Origin of the sequence: Streptomyces sp. NPDC008092 (assembly GCF_042957285.1) — a bacterium.
In the GTDB taxonomy this organism is placed as follows: domain Bacteria; phylum Actinomycetota; class Actinomycetes; order Streptomycetales; family Streptomycetaceae; genus Streptomyces.
On sequence record NZ_JBIBHY010000001.1, the window covers coordinates 345,885 to 365,972 of the forward strand.

Here is a 20,088-nt window from a genome sequence, read left to right on the forward strand (position 1 = left end):
ACCCGCACCAGCGCTCTCGAAGGAGACACGACATGACGCACAAGATGAACCGCAGGGCCCTCATCAAGGGAATGGCCGCCGCAGCGGTCGCCGTTCCGGCGGCGGGGCTCGCCGGCGGCACGAACGCGTCGGCGGCGACCGCCGCGTCCGGCGCGACCACGGCCGACACCCTGGCCTTCGACCCCGACGCGTACACCGAGATCACCACGACCATCTCCACCGACGACGGCGACAAGGAGGTCACGTACCACTTCTGGTCGGCCATCACCTACGTCACCGACCCGGTCGACGAGACCTACCAGAGCCTGACCGTCAGCGTCCCCGTGTCCATCGACGGCACCGCCGTGGACGCCACCGACGCCCCGATCCTCGTCTCCAACTCGATCGGCGGCTACCTCCCCTCCTCGGTGTCGACCAACACGGGCGTCAGCAGCAGCCGGGCCCAACTGGCCATCGCGGCCGGGTACGTCGCGGTGGAGCCGGGCGCGCGGGGCCGGACCCTGGTGGACTCCGCGGGTGACTACTACGGCACCGCCCCGGCGGCGATCGTGGACCTCAAGGCGGCGATCCGGTACGTGCGGTACAACGCGGGCACCATCCCGGGCGACACCGACAGGATCGTCACGGCCGGGACCAGCGCGGGCGGCGCCCTGTCGGCCCTGCTGGGCGCCTCCGGCGGCAGTTCGCTGTACGACGACTACCTCAGTGAACTCGGCGCGGCCGACGCCGACGACATCGTCTACGCCACCGGCGCCTGGTGCCCCATCACCGACCTGGAGAACGCCGACGGCGCCTACGAGTGGAACTGGGGCGGCAACACGCTGAGCAGCGGGGAGGAGGTCGACCAGGACGTCTCCGCGGACCTGATAGCTCTCTTCGAGACGTACCAGTCCGGGCTCGGCCTGACCGCGGACGACTACGGCACTGTCACGGCCGACAACCTCGACGACTACCTCCTGGCGACCTACCTGGAACCGGCCGCCACCAGCTACCTGGCGGACCTGTCGGACGACGACCGGACCACCTACCTGGCCGCCAACACCTTCATCACCTGGGACGGTTCGGCGGCCACGTTCTCCTGGTCCGACTACCTCGACCACGTCGGGTCCCGCGGCAAGGACGCTCCGGCCTTCGACGCCTTCGACCTGTCGGCCGGCGAGAACAACGAGTTCGGCGTCGACACCACCGAGGCCCGGCACTTCACCGACTACAGCCTGGCCAACGACACCAGCGGCTCCGGCGGTTCGTCCCTGGACAGCGACATCCCCGGCAAGCTGGAGATGATGAACCCGATGTACTTCATCGGCGAAGGCAACGACGACCGGGCCAAGTACTGGTGGATCCGCACCGGCACCAAGGACACCGACACCGCGCTGACCGTCGTCGGCAACCTCGCCCTGAGCCTGGAGAACCTCGGCGACGACGTCAACGCCCTCATGTACTGGGACGCGGCCCACGGCGCCGACGAGGACCCGGCCGACTTCATCACCTGGATCGCCGACGTGACCGGCTACACCGGCTGAATCGCGCCTTGCAAGGGGCGCGGGGAACTGCGCGCTCAGCCCCCACCGGGGCCGCGGGGAAGCGAGAGCAGATGCCACTGCCAGGCGTCGAGCGCCACGAAGAGCCCCGGATCGACCAGTTCGTCGCCCGCCCGGTCGTAGGTGCTCCCGTCGAGCAGCCCGGTCAGCTGGCAGGAGCGGCCCCGGAGTCCGTCCCAGGGCAGGGGAACCCGCCCCTGGGCCGGCTCCCCGGAGTAGTTGACCACGACGAGGCAGCGGTCCCGGTCGGTGGTCCAGGACCAGGCGAGCAGATTGCGGTGGCTGTCGTTGTCCGGCCAGCCCGTGCAGTCGAGCAGCCGCCACTCGCCCTCGCGCACGGGGGCCACGGCGGCCACGAGCCGTTCGTGGAAGTCGCGCAGGGACGTGTCGGCCCGCTCCTCGGGCCGACGGGAGAGGAACACGGGCAGGCGGACCCGGCGGCCCTCGAACTGGCCCTCGTGCCAGAGCGTCGCGCCGGGCAGGGTGGCCACGGCCACGGCCGCCGCCCGCTCCCGGTCGCCCGGCAGCGCGGCGGCGGCCCGGGGCTCGTCGTGGTTCTCCAGAAACCGGACGAGCCCGCGCTGGTAACCGAGGTCCGCCTGCACGTGGGCGCGGACGGAACCGGCGTCCTCGTGGACCAGTCGGTCGTAGAGCCGCTTGTCGTAGCAGTGGTCGAAGCCCTGCTGCTGGAGGGCCCGTTCGAGGTCCCAGTACGCCTCCGCGACGAAGAGCAGGCCGGGGTGGCGCTCCCGGACCCGGCCGATGACGTACGGCCAGAAGTCCCCGGCGGGGACCTGCCCCGCCCGCTCGCCCCAGGTCTTCGCGAACACGTCGTTCATCGGGAGCATCGCCATGTCGCAGCGCACGCCGTCGGCCTGGTCGCCGATCGACACCAGCGTCTCCACCGTCGCCGCCCGGAGCCGCTCGCTGAAGGCGTTCAGCTGGACCACGTCCGGCCAGGGCGGGAAGTAGGGGTCGCGGCCCCGCGCGTACACCTGCCCGCCCGCCTCCAGGAACGCCTCCGGTGCGCGGGCCAGGTCGTCCGGTGTGCCCCGGACCAGGCAGTCCGGCCGCTCGGTGAGCCAGGGGTGGTCGGGGGCCACGTGGTTGGGGACGTAGTCCAGGATCAGACGCACCCCGCGCGCCGCGAGTTCGGCCCGTGCCGCGGCCAGCCCCTCCGGACCGCCGAGGGCGTCGTCGACCACGTAGTTCCGGACGCAGTACGGCGACCCGGCGATGTCGGCCTCGGTGAGATCGGGCAGCGCCGCACGGAAGGAGGCGAGCAACTCCTGGTTGCTCAGGGCGATCCGCAGCCCGGCCGGACTGCGCTCCCACACGCCCATCAGCCACACGGTGTCCACGCCCGGCCGCGCGACCTCGTCCCAGACCTCGCCGGGAACGTCCCCGAGGGTGACGGGACGCCCGAACCGTCCGCTCAACTCACCCAGCCAGACAAGGGTGTTGATCTCGTAGATCACCGTCATGACAGCGGCTCCTCGCGCAGGGCGCCCCAGTCTCCCGCGCCGACGACGTGGAACAGGGTGGCGGTGACCGCGGCGAGCCCCGTCCAGCCGGTCTGGTGGGAGGCGCCGAGGCCGGCGCCGTTGTCGCCGTGGAAGTACTCGTAGAACAGGATCAGGTCCTTCCAGTGCGGGTCCTTGGCGAACCTGGGCTGGGCGCCGTGCACCGGGCGGTGGCCGTCGTCGTCGCTCAGGAAGGTCGAGGTGAGCCGTCCGGAGATCTCGCGGGCCACCTCGTACAGGTTCAGCTGCCGGCCGGACCCCGTCGGGCACTCCACGGTGAACCCGTCACCGTGGTAGGCGTGCAGGTTCAGCAGGGCGCGGACCAGCAGGACGTTGACCGGGAACCACACCGGGCCCCGCCAGTTGGAGTTGCCGCCGAACATGCCCGAGTCGGACTCGGCGGGCAGATAGCCGACGCCGTACGTCTCCCCGTGCACGTCGAACGTGTAGGGGTGCGCCGCGTGGTGGCGGGACAGGGAGCGGATGCCGTGCGGGCCGAGGAACTCCTCCTCGTCGAGCATGCGGGCCAGGATCCGGCGCAGCCGGTCCTCGCCGAACAACGCGAACAGGTGCCGTCCCGCCGCGCCCGACCCGAGGACGTCGTGGGAGGCGACCAGGCCCTCGACGGCCGGATGCCGCCGCACGAACTCCTTGGCTCCCTCGACGAGTTCCGGGAACCGTTGGTCGGTCCAGGCGCCGACCACACTGGTCGCGACGAGCGGGATGAGACCGACCAGGGAGCGCACCCGCAGCGGGGTCGCACTGCCGTCCGGCAGCCGCAGCACGTCGTAGAAGAAGCCGTCCTCCTCGTCCCACAGGCTCGCGTTGTCCTTGCCGATGCGGTTCATGGCGACCGCGATCCACGCGAAGTGCTCGAACAGCGTCTGCGCCTGCTCGACGTACACGGGGTTCTCCGCCGCCAGCTCGACGGCGATCTCCAGCAGGTTCTGGCAGTACAGGGCCATCCAGGCGGTGCCGTCGGCCTGGTCGAGGTGGCCGCCGGTGGGCAGGGGCGCGCTGCGGTCGAAGACACCGATGTTGTCCAGGCCGAGGAAGCCGCCCTGGAAGACGTTGTTGCCGTCGACGTCCTTGCGGTTGAGCCACCAGGTGAGGTTCTTCGTCAGCTTCTGGAAGGCGTTCTCCAGGAAGGCGCGGTCCCCGCGGCCGGTGCGGTGCTTCTCCAGCTCGTAGACGAAGAGGACGGCCCAGGCGTGCACGGGCGGGTTGACGTCGCCGAAGTTCCATTCGTACGCCGGGATCTGGCCGTTGGGATGCAGATACAGGCGGCGCAGCAGCAGCTCCAGCTGCGACTTGGCGAACCCGATGTCGACCATGGACAGCGCGATGGTGTGGAAGGCGAGGTCCCAGGCCGCGAACCACGGGTACTCCCAGGTGTCCGGCATCGACATGATCTCGTCGTTGACCATGTGGTACCAGGCGCTGTTGCGGACGTGCGGGTCGGCGGCGAGCGGATCGACGCCGTGCTCGGCGAGCCAGCGCTCCACGTCGAGGTAGTAGTACTGCTTGCTCCACAGCATCCCGGCGAGCGCCTGCCGTACCAGTCGCCGCTCGTCCGCGCCGAGACCGTCCGGGACGACACCCTCGAAGAAGTCGTCGGCCTCGGCCCGGCGGGCGTCCATCACCTGCCCGAACTCCCCCCAGGGGTCCGTGAGTTCACCGTCCGTCAGGCGCAGGCGGACGGTGCCGCTGCCGCCGCCGGGGACGGTGAGCACGTGGTGGACGGACGCCTTGGTGCCGGTCCGCGCGGGATTGACGGCGTCCTGCTCGCCCTCGACGACGTACCGGCCGATGCCGTCCTTGACGTAGGGAGTGGCGTTGGGGCTGCCGAAGATCCGCTCGTTGTCGGTGTCGTTCTCGGTGAACAGGGTCTCCGTCCCGGCCTCGAAGTACAGCCGCCGCGTGCCGAGTTCCTCGTGGTCGGCGAGGATCGCGCCGTCCGTGTGCCGCAGACCGGGCACCGCGGTGCCGCCCGCCCACGACCAGGTGTGCCGGAACCACAGCGTCGGCAGCAGATGGAGCGTGGCCTCGTCGGGGCCGCGGTTGTGCGCGGTGATCTCGACGAGCAGGTCCTCGGGCCCGGCCTTGGCGTACTCCACGAAGACGTCGAAGTAGCGGTCCTCGTCGAAGACACCGGTGTCCAGCAGTTCGTACTCGGACTCGCCGCGCCCGCGGCCCCGGTTGACGGTCACCAGCTCGTCGTAAGGGAACGCCGCCTGCGGGTACTTGTAGAGGAACTTCAGGTACGAATGGGTCGGCGTGCTGTCGAGGTGGAAGTAGTACTCCTTGACGTCCTCACCGTGGTTGCCCTCGGCGTTGGTGAGGCCGAACATCCGCTCCTTGAGGATCGGGTCGCGGCCGTTCCACAGCGCGAGCGCGAAGCACAGCCGCTGCTTGTCGTCGCTGACGCCCGCGATGCCGTCCTCACCCCAGCGGTAGGCCCGCGAACGGGCCTGGTCATGGGTGAAGTACGACCACGCGTCGCCGTCGGGGCTGTAGTCCTCGCGCACGGTGCCCCACTGCCGTTCGCTCAGATACGGCCCCCAGCGCCGCCACGCCTCCCGCCCCGCGTCGGCCGCCGCCAGCCGCAGCCGCTCGGCACCGGCCCCGCCACCGCGCTCCGTGCCACCCGCGCCATCCGCCATCGCACGCCCTCCCTGTACGGCAACTGCACCCGGACTCGGACATCTCGGACTCGGACACCTCGGACTCGGACACCTCTGACTCCGACAGCTCCGACAGCTCCGACTCTGACAGCTTTTGGCCGGACGAATCAGCCCGCGGAGGTGTTGTAGTTGACGATCCCCTCCACCATGAGAGCGATCGCACCCGCCAGCGGACTGTCCACGCCCTTGCCCACCACGTCGGGTAACCGGTGCGCTTCCTCCTCGGTGACCGCCACCATGCCCCAGAAGGCGTTGAAGCCGGACGGATCCACCGGTTTGTCGGCGGCCGCCCCGACGGTCAGCACGCCGCCCTCCTCGGCCACCGCGAGCGCGCCCATCTGCTGCAGCGTGCCGGGATCCCGCCCTTCGGCGGCCACGACGCTCCACCCCGTCACCTCCACGCACCGCAGCGCGGCGAGAAGGCTGCCGGCACTGTCCGGGCCGGTCAGGACGATGTCCGGCAGGACCAGGGCGACCGGCCCCCGGGTCATCGGCAAACCGGAGCGGATCGCGCCTTCGAGGCCTGGTTCGAGCGCCTCGTCCTGGTAGACGAAGACCATCTGAAGGATCTTGGCATACCGTGCGAGATACCCCACCGTGTCGAGTTTGTGTGCTCCGAAGACGACGACCACGCGCACGTTGAGGCCGCTCTTGGCCAGTTCGACGACGGCCTCCAGGCTGCGGTCCAGCACGGTGACACCGGGGGCCAGGCAGTGCAGCTCCTTCGGATAGGGAGCACTGAAACGCGTTCCGAATCCGGCGCAGGGCAGGATGATCGAGACATCGGGGACGGGCGCGGAAGAACGATGCATGGAGTGGCTCTCGGATTCTGTCGTCGACCGGGGAACCTTGCGCGCCTTGCAGGTTGCGTGCGGACATGCTCGCGATCACCGTAGCTCCGCACCCGCCCCGTACGGGAAGACCGCCTTGCCGCCGTCGCGCCCGCATGGAGCCCGGCGTGCCTGGGTATCCAGCACCACGGTGCTCGCGGAACCTCCGCTGCCTCCGGTGCCACACACGTACGGCAAGGGCCGAAACGCAGGGGAAGACAGAGCGAAAGAGGGCGCTGGATGCGGGTGCTGTTGTCCACCTACGGGACGCGCGGTGATGTCGAACCGCTGGTCGCCCTCGCCGTACGGTTACGGGAGTCCGGCGCCGAGGTGCGCATGTGCGCCCCGCCGGACGAGGAGTTCGCGGTGCGGCTGGCGGGGCTCGGCGTGCAGCTGGTGCCGGTGGGGCCGCCGGTGCGGGAACTGATGCGGGGGACGACCCTGCCCTCGGCGGCGGAACTGTCCCGCTACCGGACCGAGATGGTAGGCACGCAGTTCGACGTCTTCCCCGCGGCAGCCGACGGGTGCGACGTGCTGGTGGCGGCCGGCCTGGCGCAGATCGCCGCGCGGTCCGTCGCCGAGGCCGCGGGCATCCGCTACGTGTACGCGTGCTACTCGGCGGTCAACCTGCCCTCGCCCCACCATGCCCCGCCTCCGCGACCGGGCTGGCCGGAGCCGGAGGCGAACGACAACCTGACGCTGTGGGAGCTGGACGCCCACCAGGTGAACACGCAGTTCGGCGAGCCGCTCAACAACCACCGGGCAGCGATCGGCCTGCCGCCCGTGGACAACGTCCGCGACCACGTCTACACCGGCCGGCCGTGGCTGGCGGCGGACCCGGACCTGGGACCGTGGCAGCCGGTCCCGGGCCTCGACGTCGTACAGACAGGTGCCTGGACCCTGCCGGACGAACGCCCGCTCCCGGCCGAACTGGTGGCGTTCCTGGACGCGGGGGAGCCGCCCGTCTACGTCGGGTTCGGCAGCGTACGCCCGTCGCCGGACATCGCCCGCAAGGCCGTCGAGGAGAGCCTTGCCCAGGGGTACCGGGTGCTCGTCTCCCGCGGCTGGGCGGACCTGGACCTGCCCGAGGTCCGGGACGACTGCTTCGCCGTCGGCGAGGTCAGCCACCAGAGTCTGTTCCCCAGGGTGGCCGCCGTGGTGCACCACGGCGGCGCGGGCACGACACTGACGGCCGCCCGGGCGGGTGTGCCGCAGGTGGTGGTGGCTCTCCAGCTGGCGGACAACCCGTACTGGGCCGGCCGGGTCGCGGACCTGGACATCGGCGCCGCACTGGACGAACCGGCTCCATCCGCCGACACCCTGCGCGTCGCGTTCAAGACGGCCCTGGCACCCGGAACGCGGGCCCGTGCCGGGGCGCTGGGCGCCAGGCTCCGCACCGACGGCGCGGCGGTGGCCGCGAGCCTGCTCCTCGACACCCTCCGGTGAGCGGGCCCGGCCCGCGCCCTCGGGCCGTCCGGCGGTCGGCTGTTAGCGTTCGGACGCATGGAAGACAGCGTGTACGTGGGCAACGCGGGCAAGGACGCGGCGACGGACCGGGGATGGCTGCTGGGTCACTTCAAGGAGCACGACGACCCCCGGCACAGCCACGCCGTCGAGGTCAAATGGGGAGTCCACGCACGCGGCGAACAGCGGACGCAGTGGGTGAAGGGCGAGACGCGCACAGCTCTCCTGGTCCTCGTCTCAGGCCGATTCCGGGTGGAGTTCCCCGGCCGTAGCGTGCTCCTGGCGGAGCAGGGCGACTACGTCGTCTGGGGCCAGGGAGTCGATCACTCATGGGTCGCGGAGGACGAGTCCGTCGTCCTGACCCTGCGCTGGCCGTCCGTGCCCGGGTACGCCGCGCCGTAGGACGGCCCGCTGCAACTCGGGAGACGCCGGGACGCGCTGCGGCGACAGCAGCGACCGCGGGGCTGACATGACGAAGGGAAGGCCCCGACCGGAATCCGGTCGGGGCCTTCGCCCGGCGGCGGGGGCAGGGGTGTTGTCACCCGGGGCGGTCGTTGCGCGCGTCGCAGGGGTCGGTGGCGTCCGGCGCGGTGAGCGTCGTACCGGTCATGACGCGGTGAGCCCGTTCGTGCAGGCGGCACCCGGCTCGGGGGTCTGCGGGCCCTGCACGTACTTGGTGAGGAACTGCTCGACCCGCGGGTCGGCGGCCGTCCTCACACTGAGCTGCTGGGCCCAGGCGGTCAGCGTTATCGCTCCGGACTGGGTCCTGTCCGGGCTCATCAGCGTGTACGGGGTCCTGGACACCTTGTCCGTGAGGGTTTTGAGGTCGGCCTGTGTCGCCTTGTCGTTGTACGTGACCCAGACCGCGCCGTGTTCGAGGGAGTGGACGGCGTTCTCGTCCGGGACGGCCTTGGTGTAGACGTCGCCGTTGCAGGTCATCCATGCCGGGGCGTGGTCGCCGCCGACGGGCGGGTTCTCGGGGTAGTCGACCTTGGTCTGGACGTGGTTGCGGGTGAGCTTCTTGGCGTCCCAGACCTTTTCGCCGGATATCGGCTTTGCGGTCTCGGCGGTCTTCTGTTCGCTCTTCCGGTCGGCGTTGTTGACGGCGTAGGCGCCCCAGCCGACCAGTCCGGCGACGATGACGGTGCTGAGGGCGACGGTGATGACGCGGTTGCGGCGTTCGCGGGCTCGTTCGGCGCGGCGCATCGCCTCGATACGGGCCTTGCGGTCGGCTGCGGCCTGCTTCTTGCTGGTCCTGGACATGACTGGGTGTTCCTCGTCCCCGCCGGGCCGGGTCGTCGGGCGGCGGTGGGTGCAGGGTGGATGAACGGACGCTGTGCGCCGTGCGCGTGGGCGCACGGCGCGGCGTCCGGCTATGTCCGCTGCACCTGGAGGACGTGGAGATCGGGAGTGCCGCGGGTGGGCGCGCGGCCGACGGAACAGGCGAGGACGGCCGGGCCGGGGCGGCTGAAGACGCGGGGCAGAGCCGAGGACGCGGGCTGGACCGCCGTGGGGAGCACCGCCCGGACACCACGCGTGTCCTGAGCACAGCAGACGCCACCTGCGGGGCAGTTGCCCGGGTGCGTCACCGCTACCGCGTGGTGGTCGGCCGCATGGCCCGGTGCCGTCGGGGCGGCCGACGTGGCCGTCATCGGTGGTGGCGTCCGGGTGGTCGACGTGGCCGTCATCGGTGGTGGCGTCCGGGTGGTCGACGTGGCCGTCATCGGTGCCGTGGCCAGGTCGGCGGCGGCATGGGCTGCCGGGCCCAGACACATCACCAGCGCCGTGAGCAGCATGGCCAGGGCATGGCACAGCACCGCGGGCCGCGTGGCCCGCCACGCGCCGCGGCGCCCGTGCTGTGTCCGGCCGCTCATCACGGAGATGCTAAGCGGCAGCTGTGAACGGGCCGTTGGCGGGGTCGGGACGGTCGGCAACAGGGCCTTCCCGCAGTGCGACACCTCCCTCGGTGTGCCTCAGCCCCTCGCGTGCACGGCAGCGTGATCAAATGGGGCATGGCATCGTCCTGGACCGGTGATCTGGTACGCCTGCGCGCCGTCGAACCCGACGACTGGACGGCGTTCATGCGCTTCGCCGACGACGACGGGCGGCGAGGGGGCCGGCTGGATCTGCCGCGGTCCGCCGAGGGCTACCGTGCCTGGGCGAGGGAGCAGGCCGTTGCCGAGTGCCGTGACGACTGTTTCCGGTTGGCGGTGGAAGCGACGGTCACGGGAGAACTGGTCGGCGCAGTCGGCTCGCATCGCACCGGCACCCGTTCAGGCTGGTTCGAGTGTGACGTCATGATCGGCGTCGGCCACCGGCGCAAGGGTTACGCGGCGGAAGCCCTGACGCTGCTGCTGCGCTTCATGTTCGCCGAGCGGCGCTATCACAAATGCCTGGCAGCGATCCTCGCCCACAACGAGGCGTCACTGGCGCTCTTCCGCGGGCTCGGCTTCACCGAGGAGGGGCGCCTGCGGGAACACGTCTTCTTCGCCGGCCGGCACCACGACCTCGTCATGACGGGCATGCTCGCCGACGAGTTCGGCCGCCGCCACCCGACGGGCGAGGCGTGAGCCGTCCGCCAGCGGGAGCCGGACGCTCTCAGCCGCGCACGGTGGCGCGCAGCCGCAGGCCGACGGTCGCGAGACCTTCGAGGGTGGCGACCTGGTGGCTGGGTTCCGGTCCGGGCGGTTCGCTCAAGCGGTAGCGGCGGGCGGTCTGCGCAGTCAGGAGCGTCAGCATCGCCATGGCCAGAGCGGTTCCCTCGCAGCCGTGCGGCCCGGTACCGAAGGAGAGGAAGGCCCCGGGCTTCGCCGGTGAGCCCGACTCCGGATCACGGAGCCAGCGCTCGGGCAGGAACCGGTCCGGCTCGGAGTACTCCCGTGCGTCGCGGTGGGCGGTGTAAGGGCAGACGAGAACCGTGGACCCGGCGTCGATGGTGTAGTCGGCGAGCTGGGTCCGGCGCGGGGCCTGCCGGGTCAGCAGCCAGCTCGGGGGGTACAGCCGGAGCACCTCGTTCACCAGTGCCTGGGTGTACTGCAGGCTGCCGAGGTGGGCGCCGGTCGTCGCGGCCGGGTCCGCGGGCAGCGAGCCGGCCTCGGCCGCGACGCGGTCGGCTGCCCGGGGGTGCCGGGCCAGGTGGAGCAGGATCCAGCCGGCTGCCCGGGAGGGGGTCTCGAAGGTGGCGACGGTGATTCCGGGCAGTGTGTCTAGGACGGCTTCTTCCGGCAGCAGGCCGTGGTGGGGGGAGGGACGGAGCATCTGTCCCAGCATGTCGTCACCGAGCCGGCCCGACGAACGGCGCCGGTGGACGACGGGCCGAAGAGCGTCGGTGAAGGCGACTTGCTGCCGGGTGCGGAACCGTCGTGCGGGCGTGGGGATCCAGCGCGGCCACATCCAACGCGAGGGGCGTACGAGCACCTCCCGGGCCAGGAACAGCTGGGTGGCATGGGGCAGCAGGGCGGGAGCGTCCTCGGAGAAGAGGTAGCTCACGCCGATCTCCGCCAGGGCGTGCCGGACCGGGGGCAGGATCTCGACGTCCTGGTCCGTGGGCCACTGGTCGGCGAAACGGGCGGTCCGGGGCGCGATCTCACCGATCCGGGCCGCGACCGCCTGTGCACGCAGTCCGCGCATGCGGGCGGCGTGAGCGTAGGCACGCTCCTCGGGTGTCGGTGCTCCGCTCGACCGTTTCAACGGCGGGAAGAGCGGCGAGCCCGCCTTCGGGAAGTCCTGTGCGCGGCGCAGGACCGCTTCGCACGGCCCGGCCGCGGCGGCCACGTAGACACCCGGCTCCAGCTCCCAGACGTCCCCGCACTCCTCAGCGCCACGCCGCGCCAAGGCCAGCCGGTCGCGGCTCCAGGCCGCGAAGCTGCCATCGGGCAACCGCGGCGGCTCGTTGCTTCGGCCCATGAGATCGTCCCTGGCTCTCGTACCTGGCTCTCGTACCTGTCTGTCCAGGCCGATGTCGTCGGCAGCACGGCCGGGAAACGGCGGGCGCCCAGGGACGGACGCCCGCCGGCAGTACGGTCAGTCCTCAGTCTCCGGCGTACGCGTTCCATTCGTGGGCGCCGTACGCACCGTAGTGGCGGGTGAAGGACAGTTTGCCGAGCAGCTTGGCGATCATGGTGCACTCCTCTCGCCTGTCTTCAGCACCAAATGCCACATATGACATATTGCCACACACGTCACATGTGGGATACAGGGACGATCGGCCGCCGCCTGGAGGGCGGTCAGCCGACGTGCAGGGTGAGGGCCGCGGTGTGGAGCTGGCCGCCGGTCCGGAACTGCAGGAACAGCCGCCAGTTTCCGGACTGGGCGAACTCGGCGTGGAAGGTCAGTGCCGGACCGCCGTGGTCGCCGTCTGCCGCGGTCTCCGGGTGGAGGTGGGCGAAGGCGAGGTCGCCTTCGTGGAAGGCCGTGAGGTGGGCGTAGGTGTCCAGGTAGGGCTGGAGGTCGGTGACCGGCCTGCCGTCCTTGGACACGGTGGCGGTGAGCTGGTGGGCCATGCCTGCCATCAGGTCGCCCCGCACGGTCACGGTGTAGCCGTCGACAGTGGTGGTGCCGGACGCCTTGGGCAGGGGAGTGGCCATCGCCGTGCCGGAGACCTGCACGGTGCGGCTGAGGACGAAGTCCTTGCCTTGCCGGTGCCGCTGTCCGGGGTGAAGGAGGCGTACAGCCGCCAGGTGCCCGGCCGCAGCGCCGCCAGCGGTGCGGTCCACGTGCCGTCCGCGGCCATGACGGGGTGCAGGTGCTGGAAGCCGGTGAGGTCGGAGCGGACGGCGTAGAAGTGCATCCGCTTGGTCTGGTCGACGGCGAAGCCGGTGACCGGGCTGCCGTCCGGGCCGGTGACGGCGAAGCGGTAGCCGGCCGCCTTGCCGGCGGGGAGGCTGCCGGTCGTGGAGGTCATCCGGTAGCCGTCCTGCGCGGCGGCCAGGCCGTTGCCGGTGGCGGCACCGGCCATACCGGGCATCGACGCCATGGCGCCGCCTGAGGCCGGGGCGGAGGGCGTGCTGCCGTGGTTCATGCCGGGCATGGCGGAGGCGTGGTCCGAGCCGGTGCCGGTGCCGGTGTCGGCGCCGCAGGCGGCGAGTGTCACGGTGAGGACAGCGGTGGCTGCCGCGAGGGCATGGCGGGTCGTCCGGGAACGCTTGGACATGGGTGTGTCTTTCCAGGTGGGCGCCGGGAACCGGCGCGGGTGAACGTGAGACCTGTGCCGGGCCGCGGCGCTGAGCCGGCGCCCGGAGGCCTTGTCACGTCCGTGCGACGCACACCTGGAGCAGGAGGCCGCGCCCGTCGGCCGGTGGTCCGCGGCGACGCGCGTCGCCGTACGCCCGCCGGACCCACGGCAGCAGAAGTGCGGCCGGGAGAACGAAGGCGACCGCCGCGAGAGGGGGCAGCGGCATCTCGGAGCGAGGCGTCGTGGCCAGGCACAACGCGCCCCTCATGGCCTCGTCCGCGTGCTCGGCGGCTTTCCACCCCGACGCCTCGGCGTGGCCGGAGCCGTGCGGGGCCATCGCGGCGGGCGCCGGGTGTACGGCCGCCATCTCGGACATGGTCCCGTGGCAGCCGCCGTCGCCCGCGGCCGGGCCGCCGTGCATGAGGAACAGCCCGAGCAGCACGGCGACCAGCACGGCGGGCCGCACCACTCGGCGGTGGCGGACCCCGGCCGTACCGGGAGCGGGCTGCGCGGCGATCACGGCCCCACCTTACGGCGGGCGCGGTGCAGGGAACGCGCGGGCGGAACCGGCAGGGGGCCGAGCGATGAGTTCCGGTACGAGGAGAGGTCTTCCTGGGCGGACGTGCTCGCGAGGTGCCGTCGGAGGTTGAGCTTGGAGGACGAGCTCGAAGGACGAGCTCGAAGGACGAGCGGGGAGGAAGGTCCAGCGTGAACGACATCGTGGTCCAGAAGATCGTCCGGCCCGGACGCGTGGTGTCGGGCCCGTGGCCGGAGGTGATCGCCTCGAACCTCGACTACCACCGGGCGACCTTCCTGTGGAAGTGCGAGGGCCTCTCGGACGCACAGCTGCGGCTGCGTCCGGTGCGGTCGTCGGCGTTGACCCTGCTCGGGCTCATGCGCCACCTGCAGGGGGTCGAGCGTGCCTGGTTCCAGCGGACGTTGGCCGGCGCGACGCCTCGTTTCTTCCCCTATCGGACCTACGTCACCGCTGACGGTGGCGAGTGGTACGACGAGTCGGACGCCGTGCCGGCCGGTGACGTCTACGCGGACTACCTGAAGGCGTGCGAGGAGTCGCGGCAGGTGTTCGCGAAGGTGACCGCCGACCCCGCGCGCATCGTGCCGAACCCGGAGTTCGGTGACACCGACGTGAGGTTCGTCCTTGAGCACGTGATCGAGGAGTACGCCCGCCACGTCGGCCACGCGGACCTCCTCCGCGAGGCCATCGACGGCGCCACCGGCGAGTAGCCGGCCGCTGCGGTCCACCGGTCCACCGGCCCACCGGCCCACGAAGGACGCCCCGGACACTGGCCCGGTTCCCGCAGCCGGGCCCGCAGGGCAGGCGGGACCCTGTTCACTCGTACGGCGTGGACCCGCTCGTGCGGGTGAGGCCGGCGGGGGAGGGTGGGGTGGCACCGGTCGCGTCCGCCGAGGTGGCGGCCGACGCCCTGCCGCCGTCAGCGAGGGAGCTGCCGATGCCCCGGAACACCGAGGCCAGGCCCGCCGAACCGGCCGTCGCGCAGGCCAACGACGCCATCCTGAAGCGCTTCCCGTTCGACGACACCCGGGACCTGGCGGACGCACGGCGCGGCTTCCTGGGCACCGCCGCGGAGAGCGTCGTCAAGGACGCCGACGGGCGGGTGGTCTGGGACCTCGACGCCTACGGGTTCCTCGACGGGGAGTGTCCTGCCACGGCCAACCCCAGCCTGTGGCGGCAGAGTCGGCTCTGCTCCGACCACGGCCTGTTCGAGGTCACCGAGGGCATCTACCAGGTACGCGGCTTCGACCTGTCCAACATGACCGTCGTGGAGGGCGACCGCGGGATCCTCGTCATCGACCCGCTGCTGTGCGCCGAGACCGCGGCCGCCGCGCTCGCCCTGTACCGCGCCCACCGCGGGGACCGGCCGGTGACCGCCGTCCTCTACACGCACAGCCACGTCGACCACTTCGGCGGCGTACGCGGTGTCATCACGGACGAGGACGTGGCGGCCGGCGTGCCCGTCCTCGCCCCGCAGGGGTTCCTGGAGCACGCGGTCAGCGAGAACGTCTACGCCGGTACGGCGATGGGCCGCCGCGCCGCCTACATGTACGGCGCCGCGCTGCCCAAGGGCGGGCGCGGGCAGGTCGGTGCGGGTCTCGGGCAGACCACCTCGACCGGCGCGGTCACCCTGATCCCGCCGACCGCGCACATCACCCGCACCGGGCAGACGGAGACGGTCGACGGCATCCGCATGGTCTTCCAGCTGACCCCCGGCACCGAGGCCCCGGCCGAGCTGAACATCCACTTCCCCGGCCACGCGGCGCTGTGCATGGCCGAGAACGCCACCCACAATCTGCACAACCTGCTGACCCTGCGCGGCGCCCAGGTCCGCGACCCGCGCGTGTGGTCCCGCTACCTCACCGAGGCCGTCGACCTGTTCGGCGCCTCCTCGGACGTGGCCTTCGCCTCCCACCACTGGCCGACCTGGGGCCGCGAGCGGGTGGTGGAGTTCCTCTCCGAGCAGCGCGATCTCTACGCCTACCTCCACGACCAGACCCTGCGCATGCTCAACCAGGGCCTGACCGGCCCGGAGATCGCCGAACGCATGGAGCTGCCCCCGGCCCTGGAGCGGGCCTGGCACACCCACGGCTACTACGGCTCCGTCAGCCACAACACCAAGGCGATCTACCAGCGTTACCTGGGCTGGTTCGACGGCAACCCCGCCCACCTGTGGGAACACCCGCCCACCGAGGCCGCCGAGCGGTACGTCGACTTCATGGGCGGCGCCGCAGAAGTCCTGCGCCGGGCCCGCGGGTCGTACGCCGAGGGCGACTTCCGCTGGGTGGCGCAGGTCGTCGGCCACGTCCTGTTCGCCGACCCGGACAACGCCGAAGCCCGCGAACTCCAGGCCGACGCCCTCGAACAGCTCGGCTACGGCAGCGAGAACGGCACCTGGCGCAACTTCTACCTCATGGGCGCCTACGAACTGCGCAACGGCTCCGTCGGCACCCCCACCGTCACCGCCTCCCCGGACGTGATCGCGGCCCTCACCCTGGACCAGCTCCTCGACGCGCTCGCCATCCGGGTCGACGGGCCGGGCAGCTGGGACACCGACATCACCGTGCGCCTGCACATCGCCAAGGGCGACACCGTGACCGTGCGGCTGCGCAACGGCGTCCTCACCCACGTCACCGGCACCGGACCGGCCGCCGCCGACCCGGACGTCGAGATCACCCTCACCGAGGCAGACCTGCGTGCTCTCCTGCTCGGCACGCTCAAACCCGCCGAACTCGCGGCCCGCGACACCGTCGAGATCACCGGAGACGCAGGCCGGCTCCCCGAACTCGTCGGCCGCCTCGGCATGCCCGACCCGGACTTCGCCATCGTCACCCCGTGAACCGACGGCCCCGCGACCGTCGGCCCGCCCGCCTGTCCACCCCCGGCCCGGGGGAGGCGGCGGCGGAGTCCGACGGGGGTCAGAGGAGTTCGAGCAGTGCCTCGGTGAACTCGCGGGTCGTCGCGGTGCCGCCCAGGTCCGGTGTGCGGACCGGGGTCCTGGCCAGCACGGCCGCGATCGCGTCCGTGACGCGGGCGGCGGCCTCGGGGTGGCCGAGGTGGTCGAGCATCAGGGCGGCCGACCAGATCGCGCCGAGCGGGTTGGCGATGCCGCGTCCGGCGATGTCGGGGGCCGAGCCGTGGACCGGTTCGAACATGGAGGGGTGGTCGCGCTCAGGGTTCAGGTTGGCCGCGGGCGCGATCCCGATGCTGCCGACGACGGCCGCCGCGAGATCGCTGAGGATGTCGCCGAAGAGGTTGGAGGCGACGACGACGTCGAAGCGCGCGGGATCCAGGACGAACTTGGCGGCGAGCGCATCGATGTGCTCCTGATCCCACGTCACATCCGGGTGGTCGGCGGCCCGTTCGGCGACGAGTTCGTCCCAGAAGGGCATGGTGTGCACGATGCCGTTGGACTTGGTCGCGGACGTGAGGTGCCTTCCGCGCCGCTCCGCCAGGCGGAACGCGTGGTCCAGGACCCGGGTGACGCCCTTGCGGGTGAACACGGCCTCCTGGACGGCCGTCTCCTCCGGCAGCCCGCGCCCGAGGCGGCCGCCGATCTCGCCGTACTCGCCCTCGACGTTCTCCCGGACGACCACGAGGTCGACCTCGCCGGGCCGGGCGTCCCGCAGCGGGCTGGGGACGCCCTCGAAGACCCGGATCGGGCGCAGGTTGACGTACTGCTGGAAGCCGCGGCGGATGGGGATCAGCAGCCCCCACAGCGAGACGTGGTCGGGAACGCCGGGGTGGCCGACCGCGCCGAGCAGGATCGCGTCGTGACCGCGCAGCCGCCGCAGTCCGTCCTCGGGCATCATCGCGCCGAGGCGCGCGTAGCGCTCGCACGACCAGTCGAACGACTCGTAGGTGAGACGGATGCCGTGCTGAGCGGCGACAGCGTCCAGGACCCGGCGTGCGGCGGGGATCACCTCGGTGCCGATGCCGTCGCCGGGGATCAGCGCGATGCGGTGGTTCGTCATGTCCGGGATTGCAGCAACCCGGCCCCGCCCGCGTCCAAGACGGATCTCCCATGTGCCTTATAGGCGCTCCTTATAGCCACTGCTCATAGGTGCTGCACAGCCACTGCTCATGGGTGCTGCTCAAAGGCGCTTCTTGTCGGCGGCGAGGGCGTCGTCCAGGAAGGCCGCGGCCGCCGGGGTCAGCGGCGCGCGTCGGCTGACCAGGGCGACGTGCAGACTCGTGCCCGGTTCCAGGTCCAGGACCAGCGCGCCGGACCGCTCGGCCCAGCCGCGCCACGAGTCCGTGACCACGGCCAGCCCCGCGCCGCCGAGGACGAGCGGCAGAATGGCGACCCGGTGCTCGGTCTCGACCCCGACGGTCAGCGCGACACCCTCCGACAGCAGGTCGTCGACGAACCTGCGCATCCCCGTCCCCTGCTGCCCCGCGATCAGGCGGTGACCGGACAGCTGGTCGTGGCGTACGGGCACACCGGGCGGGAACGGGCCGTCCGGAGGCGCCAGCAGGACGAACCGCTGGTCGGACAGCGGATAGGTGCGCACATCGCCGTTGGCCAGGCCGACCGGGGACGCGAGGAGCCCCAGCTCGGACGCGCCGGTCCGCACCATCTCCGTCACGTCGCGTGGCGTGAAGGCGGCCTGCACCCGCACGGACACGGAGGGGTGGGACCGCGCGAAGGAGCGGATGAAGCCCGTCAGCGGCTCGATGGCCTGGGAGGGCATGGCCGCGATGTCGACCCGCCCGCTGCGCAGGCCGTGCACCGACTCCACGCTGGCCCGCGCCAGTTGGAGACTGCGCACCGCCTCCCTGGCCGGTTCGATCAGCGCCCTGCCCGCTTCGGTGAGCACCGCCCGGCGGCCGATCCGGTGGAACAGCTCACTGCCGAGATCCCGCTCCAGAGCCCGGACGGCCTGGGACAGGGACGGCTGGGACAGGTACAGCACCGAGGCCGCGCGGTTGAACCCCCCGTGGTCCACCACGGCCAGGAAGTACTCCAGCTGCCGTACGTCCATCACCCGTCACCTCGCCCTCTCCCGTCCTTATAGGTCGAGCCTATAAGGACGGCCGCCACCTGGTCTTGGACGCGGCCCGCGACGCTCTGCTGGGATCGGAGCATGAGCGCCCCCCTGCTTCCCGGTGTCGGCCGCCGCGCCGACGCCGACTTCGGCACGGGCTACTACCACTGGTTCTTCCTGGCCGTGGGCAACGGCATCCCGGAGCACCTCATCGGCCAGGACCCCGAGTTCTGGATCCGGGCCCGGATGGCAGCACGCCACCACGGCGGCACCCCGTTCAGCGAGCGGGCGATGAGCGAGTACGTGCGCTGCTTCTGCGACCCGGCGGCCATCCACGCCTCGTGCGAGGACTACCGCGCCGCCGCCTCCGTCGACCTGGCCCACGACGACCAGGACGCTGCCGCCGGCCGCCGGGTGCACGCCCCCGTACTGGCCCTGTGGGGAGCGCACAGCTTCGTCGGCCGCCACTACGACGTCCTCGACACCTGGCGCGGCTACGCCGACGACGTCCGCGGACAGGCGCTGCCGTGCGACCACTACGTCCCCGAGGAGGCTCCCGCCGAGACCGCGGCACAACTCCTGGCATTTCTCACCGACGCGCCCTGAGCCGGTTGGGGAAGCCGTTGTCCTGGCGAATCCGACGGCCGTCCCCTCGCCGGGCAGACGTGCTGTCGCGGCCGCCGCCGCGCATGCGCCGTCTCATACGCCGAGGCCGTCGAGCAGCAGGGCGAGCCCCGCCAGGAACTCGCGGTCCGGGTCGACGCTGCGGGCACTCCGGGCGGTCTCGGTCAGGTGCGGGAACTCGGTGGGCGGCAGTTCGGTGATGGCCGCCGTCCCCGGACCGGACAGCGGGCCGAGGTGTTCCAGCTGGATCGCTCCGATGACGTAACTGAGCAGACCGCGCAGGGCGATGACCCGCCGTTCGCCCTCGACCCCCGCCTCGGTGAGGACGGCGAGCACGGATTCCGACCAGCGCAGGACACCGAGGGAGCGGTGCCGGTGGGCGATGGTCAAAGGGACCACCGCCGGATGGGCGCCCACCGTGTCGCGCAGCCGTCGTGCCATCGCCTCGATCCGCTCGCGCCATGACGCGGCGGGATCCGGTGGCTCGGCGTCCACCCCGCCCAGTACGAGCTCGACGACGAGCCTTTCGAGCTCCTCGCGGTCGTGCACGTACCGGTAGAGCCCCATGGTGCTCATGCCGAGCTCCTGGGCGACGGCGCGCATCGACAGCCCGGCGAGTCCGTCGCGGTCGATGACGGCGAGGGCGGCGGAGGCGAGTCGGTCGGGGGTGAGGGAACGCGGGCGCGGCATGACGGTTGACAGCGTACGGCATACGCCTACGCTGGT

At 71.7% G+C, this 20,088-nt stretch carries 19 protein-coding genes; 7 read left to right on the forward strand and 12 right to left on the reverse strand.

The genetic code is table 11. The features are described 5' to 3' along the window. Positions 1-32: 32 nt before the first annotated feature. A complete protein-coding gene (locus tag ACFZB3_RS01495; RefSeq protein ID WP_391367905.1) occupies positions 33-1,523 on the forward strand; it encodes a subtype B tannase in 1,491 nt (496 codons plus the stop codon). 35 nt (positions 1,524-1,558) lie between these two features. Here ACFZB3_RS01495 and ACFZB3_RS01500 read toward each other — a convergent pair whose 3' ends face one another. The 3 genes from ACFZB3_RS01500 to ACFZB3_RS01510 all read right to left on the reverse strand — a co-directional run bounded on the left by ACFZB3_RS01500 (position 1,559) and on the right by ACFZB3_RS01510 (position 6,560). Continuing rightward, positions 1,559-3,025, reverse strand: coding sequence for an alpha-amylase (locus ACFZB3_RS01500; protein WP_391367908.1), 1,467 nt, complete (start codon positions 3,023-3,025; stop codon positions 1,559-1,561). Beyond that, positions 3,022-5,727 (reverse strand): glucosidase, encoded by a 2,706-nt coding sequence (locus ACFZB3_RS01505; protein ID WP_391367911.1) that lies wholly within the window; start codon positions 5,725-5,727, stop codon positions 3,022-3,024. The genes ACFZB3_RS01500 and ACFZB3_RS01505 overlap by 4 nt, the downstream gene beginning before the upstream one ends. Before the next feature lie 128 nt (positions 5,728-5,855). After that, positions 5,856-6,560 (reverse strand): hypothetical protein, encoded by a 705-nt coding sequence (locus ACFZB3_RS01510; RefSeq protein ID WP_391367915.1) that lies wholly within the window; start codon positions 6,558-6,560, stop codon positions 5,856-5,858. A gap of 258 nt (positions 6,561-6,818) precedes the next feature. On the opposite strand from ACFZB3_RS01510, the gene ACFZB3_RS01515 reads away from it, so the two are divergent. Together ACFZB3_RS01515 and ACFZB3_RS01520 are read left to right on the forward strand one after the other, a co-directional pair. Continuing rightward, positions 6,819-8,024, forward strand: coding sequence for a nucleotide disphospho-sugar-binding domain-containing protein (locus ACFZB3_RS01515; RefSeq protein WP_391367918.1), 1,206 nt, complete (start codon positions 6,819-6,821; stop codon positions 8,022-8,024). 57 nt (positions 8,025-8,081) lie between these two features. Then, positions 8,082-8,444 carry a signal peptidase I gene (locus tag ACFZB3_RS01520; protein ID WP_391367921.1) on the forward strand — a complete coding sequence of 121 codons (363 nt, stop codon included), beginning with the start codon at positions 8,082-8,084 and terminating at the stop codon, positions 8,442-8,444. 204 nt (positions 8,445-8,648) lie between these two features. Here the strand turns inward: ACFZB3_RS01520 and ACFZB3_RS01525 are convergent, their stop codons facing one another. Further along, positions 8,649-9,305 carry a DUF3105 domain-containing protein gene (locus ACFZB3_RS01525; RefSeq protein ID WP_391367924.1) on the reverse strand — a complete coding sequence of 219 codons (657 nt, stop codon included), beginning with the start codon at positions 9,303-9,305 and terminating at the stop codon, positions 8,649-8,651. A 110-nt stretch (positions 9,306-9,415) separates the two neighbouring features. After that, positions 9,416-9,916 (reverse strand): hypothetical protein, encoded by a 501-nt coding sequence (locus tag ACFZB3_RS01530; protein ID WP_391367927.1) that lies wholly within the window; start codon positions 9,914-9,916, stop codon positions 9,416-9,418. Between the two features lie 111 nt (positions 9,917-10,027). Between ACFZB3_RS01530 and ACFZB3_RS01535 the strand changes: the two genes are divergently transcribed. Beyond that, a complete protein-coding gene (locus ACFZB3_RS01535) occupies positions 10,028-10,612 on the forward strand; it encodes a GNAT family N-acetyltransferase (RefSeq protein ID WP_391367929.1) in 585 nt (194 codons plus the stop codon). A gap of 28 nt (positions 10,613-10,640) precedes the next feature. On the opposite strand, the gene ACFZB3_RS01540 is transcribed toward ACFZB3_RS01535, so the two are convergent. From ACFZB3_RS01540 to ACFZB3_RS01555, 4 genes are all read right to left on the reverse strand, one after another. Then, positions 10,641-11,948, reverse strand: a complete 1,308-nt coding sequence (locus tag ACFZB3_RS01540) for a cytochrome P450 (RefSeq protein ID WP_391367932.1) — start codon at positions 11,946-11,948, stop codon at positions 10,641-10,643. A gap of 320 nt (positions 11,949-12,268) precedes the next feature. Continuing rightward, positions 12,269-12,628, reverse strand: coding sequence for a hypothetical protein (locus ACFZB3_RS01545; RefSeq protein ID WP_391367934.1), 360 nt, complete (start codon positions 12,626-12,628; stop codon positions 12,269-12,271). Continuing rightward, positions 12,571-13,194 (reverse strand): hypothetical protein, encoded by a 624-nt coding sequence (locus ACFZB3_RS01550; protein ID WP_391367936.1) that lies wholly within the window; start codon positions 13,192-13,194, stop codon positions 12,571-12,573. The genes ACFZB3_RS01545 and ACFZB3_RS01550 overlap by 58 nt, the downstream gene beginning before the upstream one ends. A gap of 94 nt (positions 13,195-13,288) precedes the next feature. Continuing rightward, positions 13,289-13,735 carry a hypothetical protein gene (locus ACFZB3_RS01555; protein ID WP_391367939.1) on the reverse strand — a complete coding sequence of 149 codons (447 nt, stop codon included), beginning with the start codon at positions 13,733-13,735 and terminating at the stop codon, positions 13,289-13,291. Between the two features lie 188 nt (positions 13,736-13,923). Here ACFZB3_RS01555 and ACFZB3_RS01560 point away from each other — a divergent pair, with 188 nt between their 5' ends. Together ACFZB3_RS01560 and ACFZB3_RS01565 are read left to right on the forward strand one after the other, a co-directional pair. Further along, on the forward strand, positions 13,924-14,460 hold the full coding sequence (locus tag ACFZB3_RS01560) for a DUF664 domain-containing protein (RefSeq protein WP_391367942.1): 537 nt from the start codon (positions 13,924-13,926) through the stop codon (positions 14,458-14,460). Between the two features lie 227 nt (positions 14,461-14,687). Beyond that, positions 14,688-16,589: an alkyl sulfatase dimerization domain-containing protein gene (locus ACFZB3_RS01565; RefSeq protein WP_391369689.1), complete on the forward strand. Its 1,902-nt coding sequence runs from the start codon at positions 14,688-14,690 to the stop codon at positions 16,587-16,589. Positions 16,590-16,668: 79 nt separating this feature from the next. Here the strand turns inward: ACFZB3_RS01565 and ACFZB3_RS01570 are convergent, their stop codons facing one another. Together ACFZB3_RS01570 and ACFZB3_RS01575 are read right to left on the reverse strand one after the other, a co-directional pair. Continuing rightward, on the reverse strand, positions 16,669-17,724 hold the full coding sequence (locus ACFZB3_RS01570) for a tartrate dehydrogenase (RefSeq protein WP_391367944.1): 1,056 nt from the start codon (positions 17,722-17,724) through the stop codon (positions 16,669-16,671). 120 nt (positions 17,725-17,844) lie between these two features. Beyond that, positions 17,845-18,735, reverse strand: a complete 891-nt coding sequence (locus tag ACFZB3_RS01575; protein WP_391367947.1) for a LysR substrate-binding domain-containing protein — start codon at positions 18,733-18,735, stop codon at positions 17,845-17,847. A 102-nt stretch (positions 18,736-18,837) separates the two neighbouring features. Between ACFZB3_RS01575 and ACFZB3_RS01580 the strand changes: the two genes are divergently transcribed. After that, complete coding sequence (locus ACFZB3_RS01580) at positions 18,838-19,344, forward strand: alpha/beta fold hydrolase (protein WP_391367950.1); 507 nt, start codon at positions 18,838-18,840, stop codon at positions 19,342-19,344. 93 nt (positions 19,345-19,437) lie between these two features. Here the strand turns inward: ACFZB3_RS01580 and ACFZB3_RS01585 are convergent, their stop codons facing one another. Beyond that, positions 19,438-20,052 carry a TetR/AcrR family transcriptional regulator C-terminal domain-containing protein gene (locus ACFZB3_RS01585; protein WP_391367953.1) on the reverse strand — a complete coding sequence of 205 codons (615 nt, stop codon included), beginning with the start codon at positions 20,050-20,052 and terminating at the stop codon, positions 19,438-19,440. Positions 20,053-20,088 lie beyond the last annotated feature (36 nt).

Bases quoted from the DNA above. Each gene is read 5' to 3' on its own strand.
- ACFZB3_RS01495 (WP_391367905.1), top strand. From the start codon at position 33: ATGACGCACAAGATGAACCGCAGGGCCCTCATCAAGGGAATGGCCGCC.
- ACFZB3_RS01500 (WP_391367908.1), bottom strand. From the start codon at position 3,025: ATGACGGTGATCTACGAGATCAACACCCTTGTCTGGCTGGGTGAGTTG.
- ACFZB3_RS01505 (WP_391367911.1), bottom strand. From the start codon at position 5,727: ATGGCGGATGGCGCGGGTGGCACGGAGCGCGGTGGCGGGGCCGGTGCC.
- ACFZB3_RS01510 (WP_391367915.1), bottom strand. From the start codon at position 6,560: ATGCATCGTTCTTCCGCGCCCGTCCCCGATGTCTCGATCATCCTGCCC.
- ACFZB3_RS01515 (WP_391367918.1), top strand. From the start codon at position 6,819: ATGCGGGTGCTGTTGTCCACCTACGGGACGCGCGGTGATGTCGAACCG.
- ACFZB3_RS01520 (WP_391367921.1), top strand. From the start codon at position 8,082: ATGGAAGACAGCGTGTACGTGGGCAACGCGGGCAAGGACGCGGCGACG.
- ACFZB3_RS01525 (WP_391367924.1), bottom strand. From the start codon at position 9,305: ATGTCCAGGACCAGCAAGAAGCAGGCCGCAGCCGACCGCAAGGCCCGT.
- ACFZB3_RS01530 (WP_391367927.1), bottom strand. From the start codon at position 9,916: ATGAGCGGCCGGACACAGCACGGGCGCCGCGGCGCGTGGCGGGCCACG.
- ACFZB3_RS01540 (WP_391367932.1), bottom strand. From the start codon at position 11,948: ATGGGCCGAAGCAACGAGCCGCCGCGGTTGCCCGATGGCAGCTTCGCG.
- ACFZB3_RS01545 (WP_391367934.1), bottom strand. From the start codon at position 12,628: ATGGCCACTCCCCTGCCCAAGGCGTCCGGCACCACCACTGTCGACGGC.
- ACFZB3_RS01550 (WP_391367936.1), bottom strand. From the start codon at position 13,194: ATGTCCAAGCGTTCCCGGACGACCCGCCATGCCCTCGCGGCAGCCACC.
- ACFZB3_RS01565 (WP_391369689.1), top strand. From the start codon at position 14,688: ATGCCCCGGAACACCGAGGCCAGGCCCGCCGAACCGGCCGTCGCGCAG.
- ACFZB3_RS01570 (WP_391367944.1), bottom strand. From the start codon at position 17,724: ATGACGAACCACCGCATCGCGCTGATCCCCGGCGACGGCATCGGCACC.
- ACFZB3_RS01575 (WP_391367947.1), bottom strand. From the start codon at position 18,735: ATGGACGTACGGCAGCTGGAGTACTTCCTGGCCGTGGTGGACCACGGG.
- ACFZB3_RS01580 (WP_391367950.1), top strand. From the start codon at position 18,838: ATGAGCGCCCCCCTGCTTCCCGGTGTCGGCCGCCGCGCCGACGCCGAC.
- ACFZB3_RS01585 (WP_391367953.1), bottom strand. From the start codon at position 20,052: ATGCCGCGCCCGCGTTCCCTCACCCCCGACCGACTCGCCTCCGCCGCC.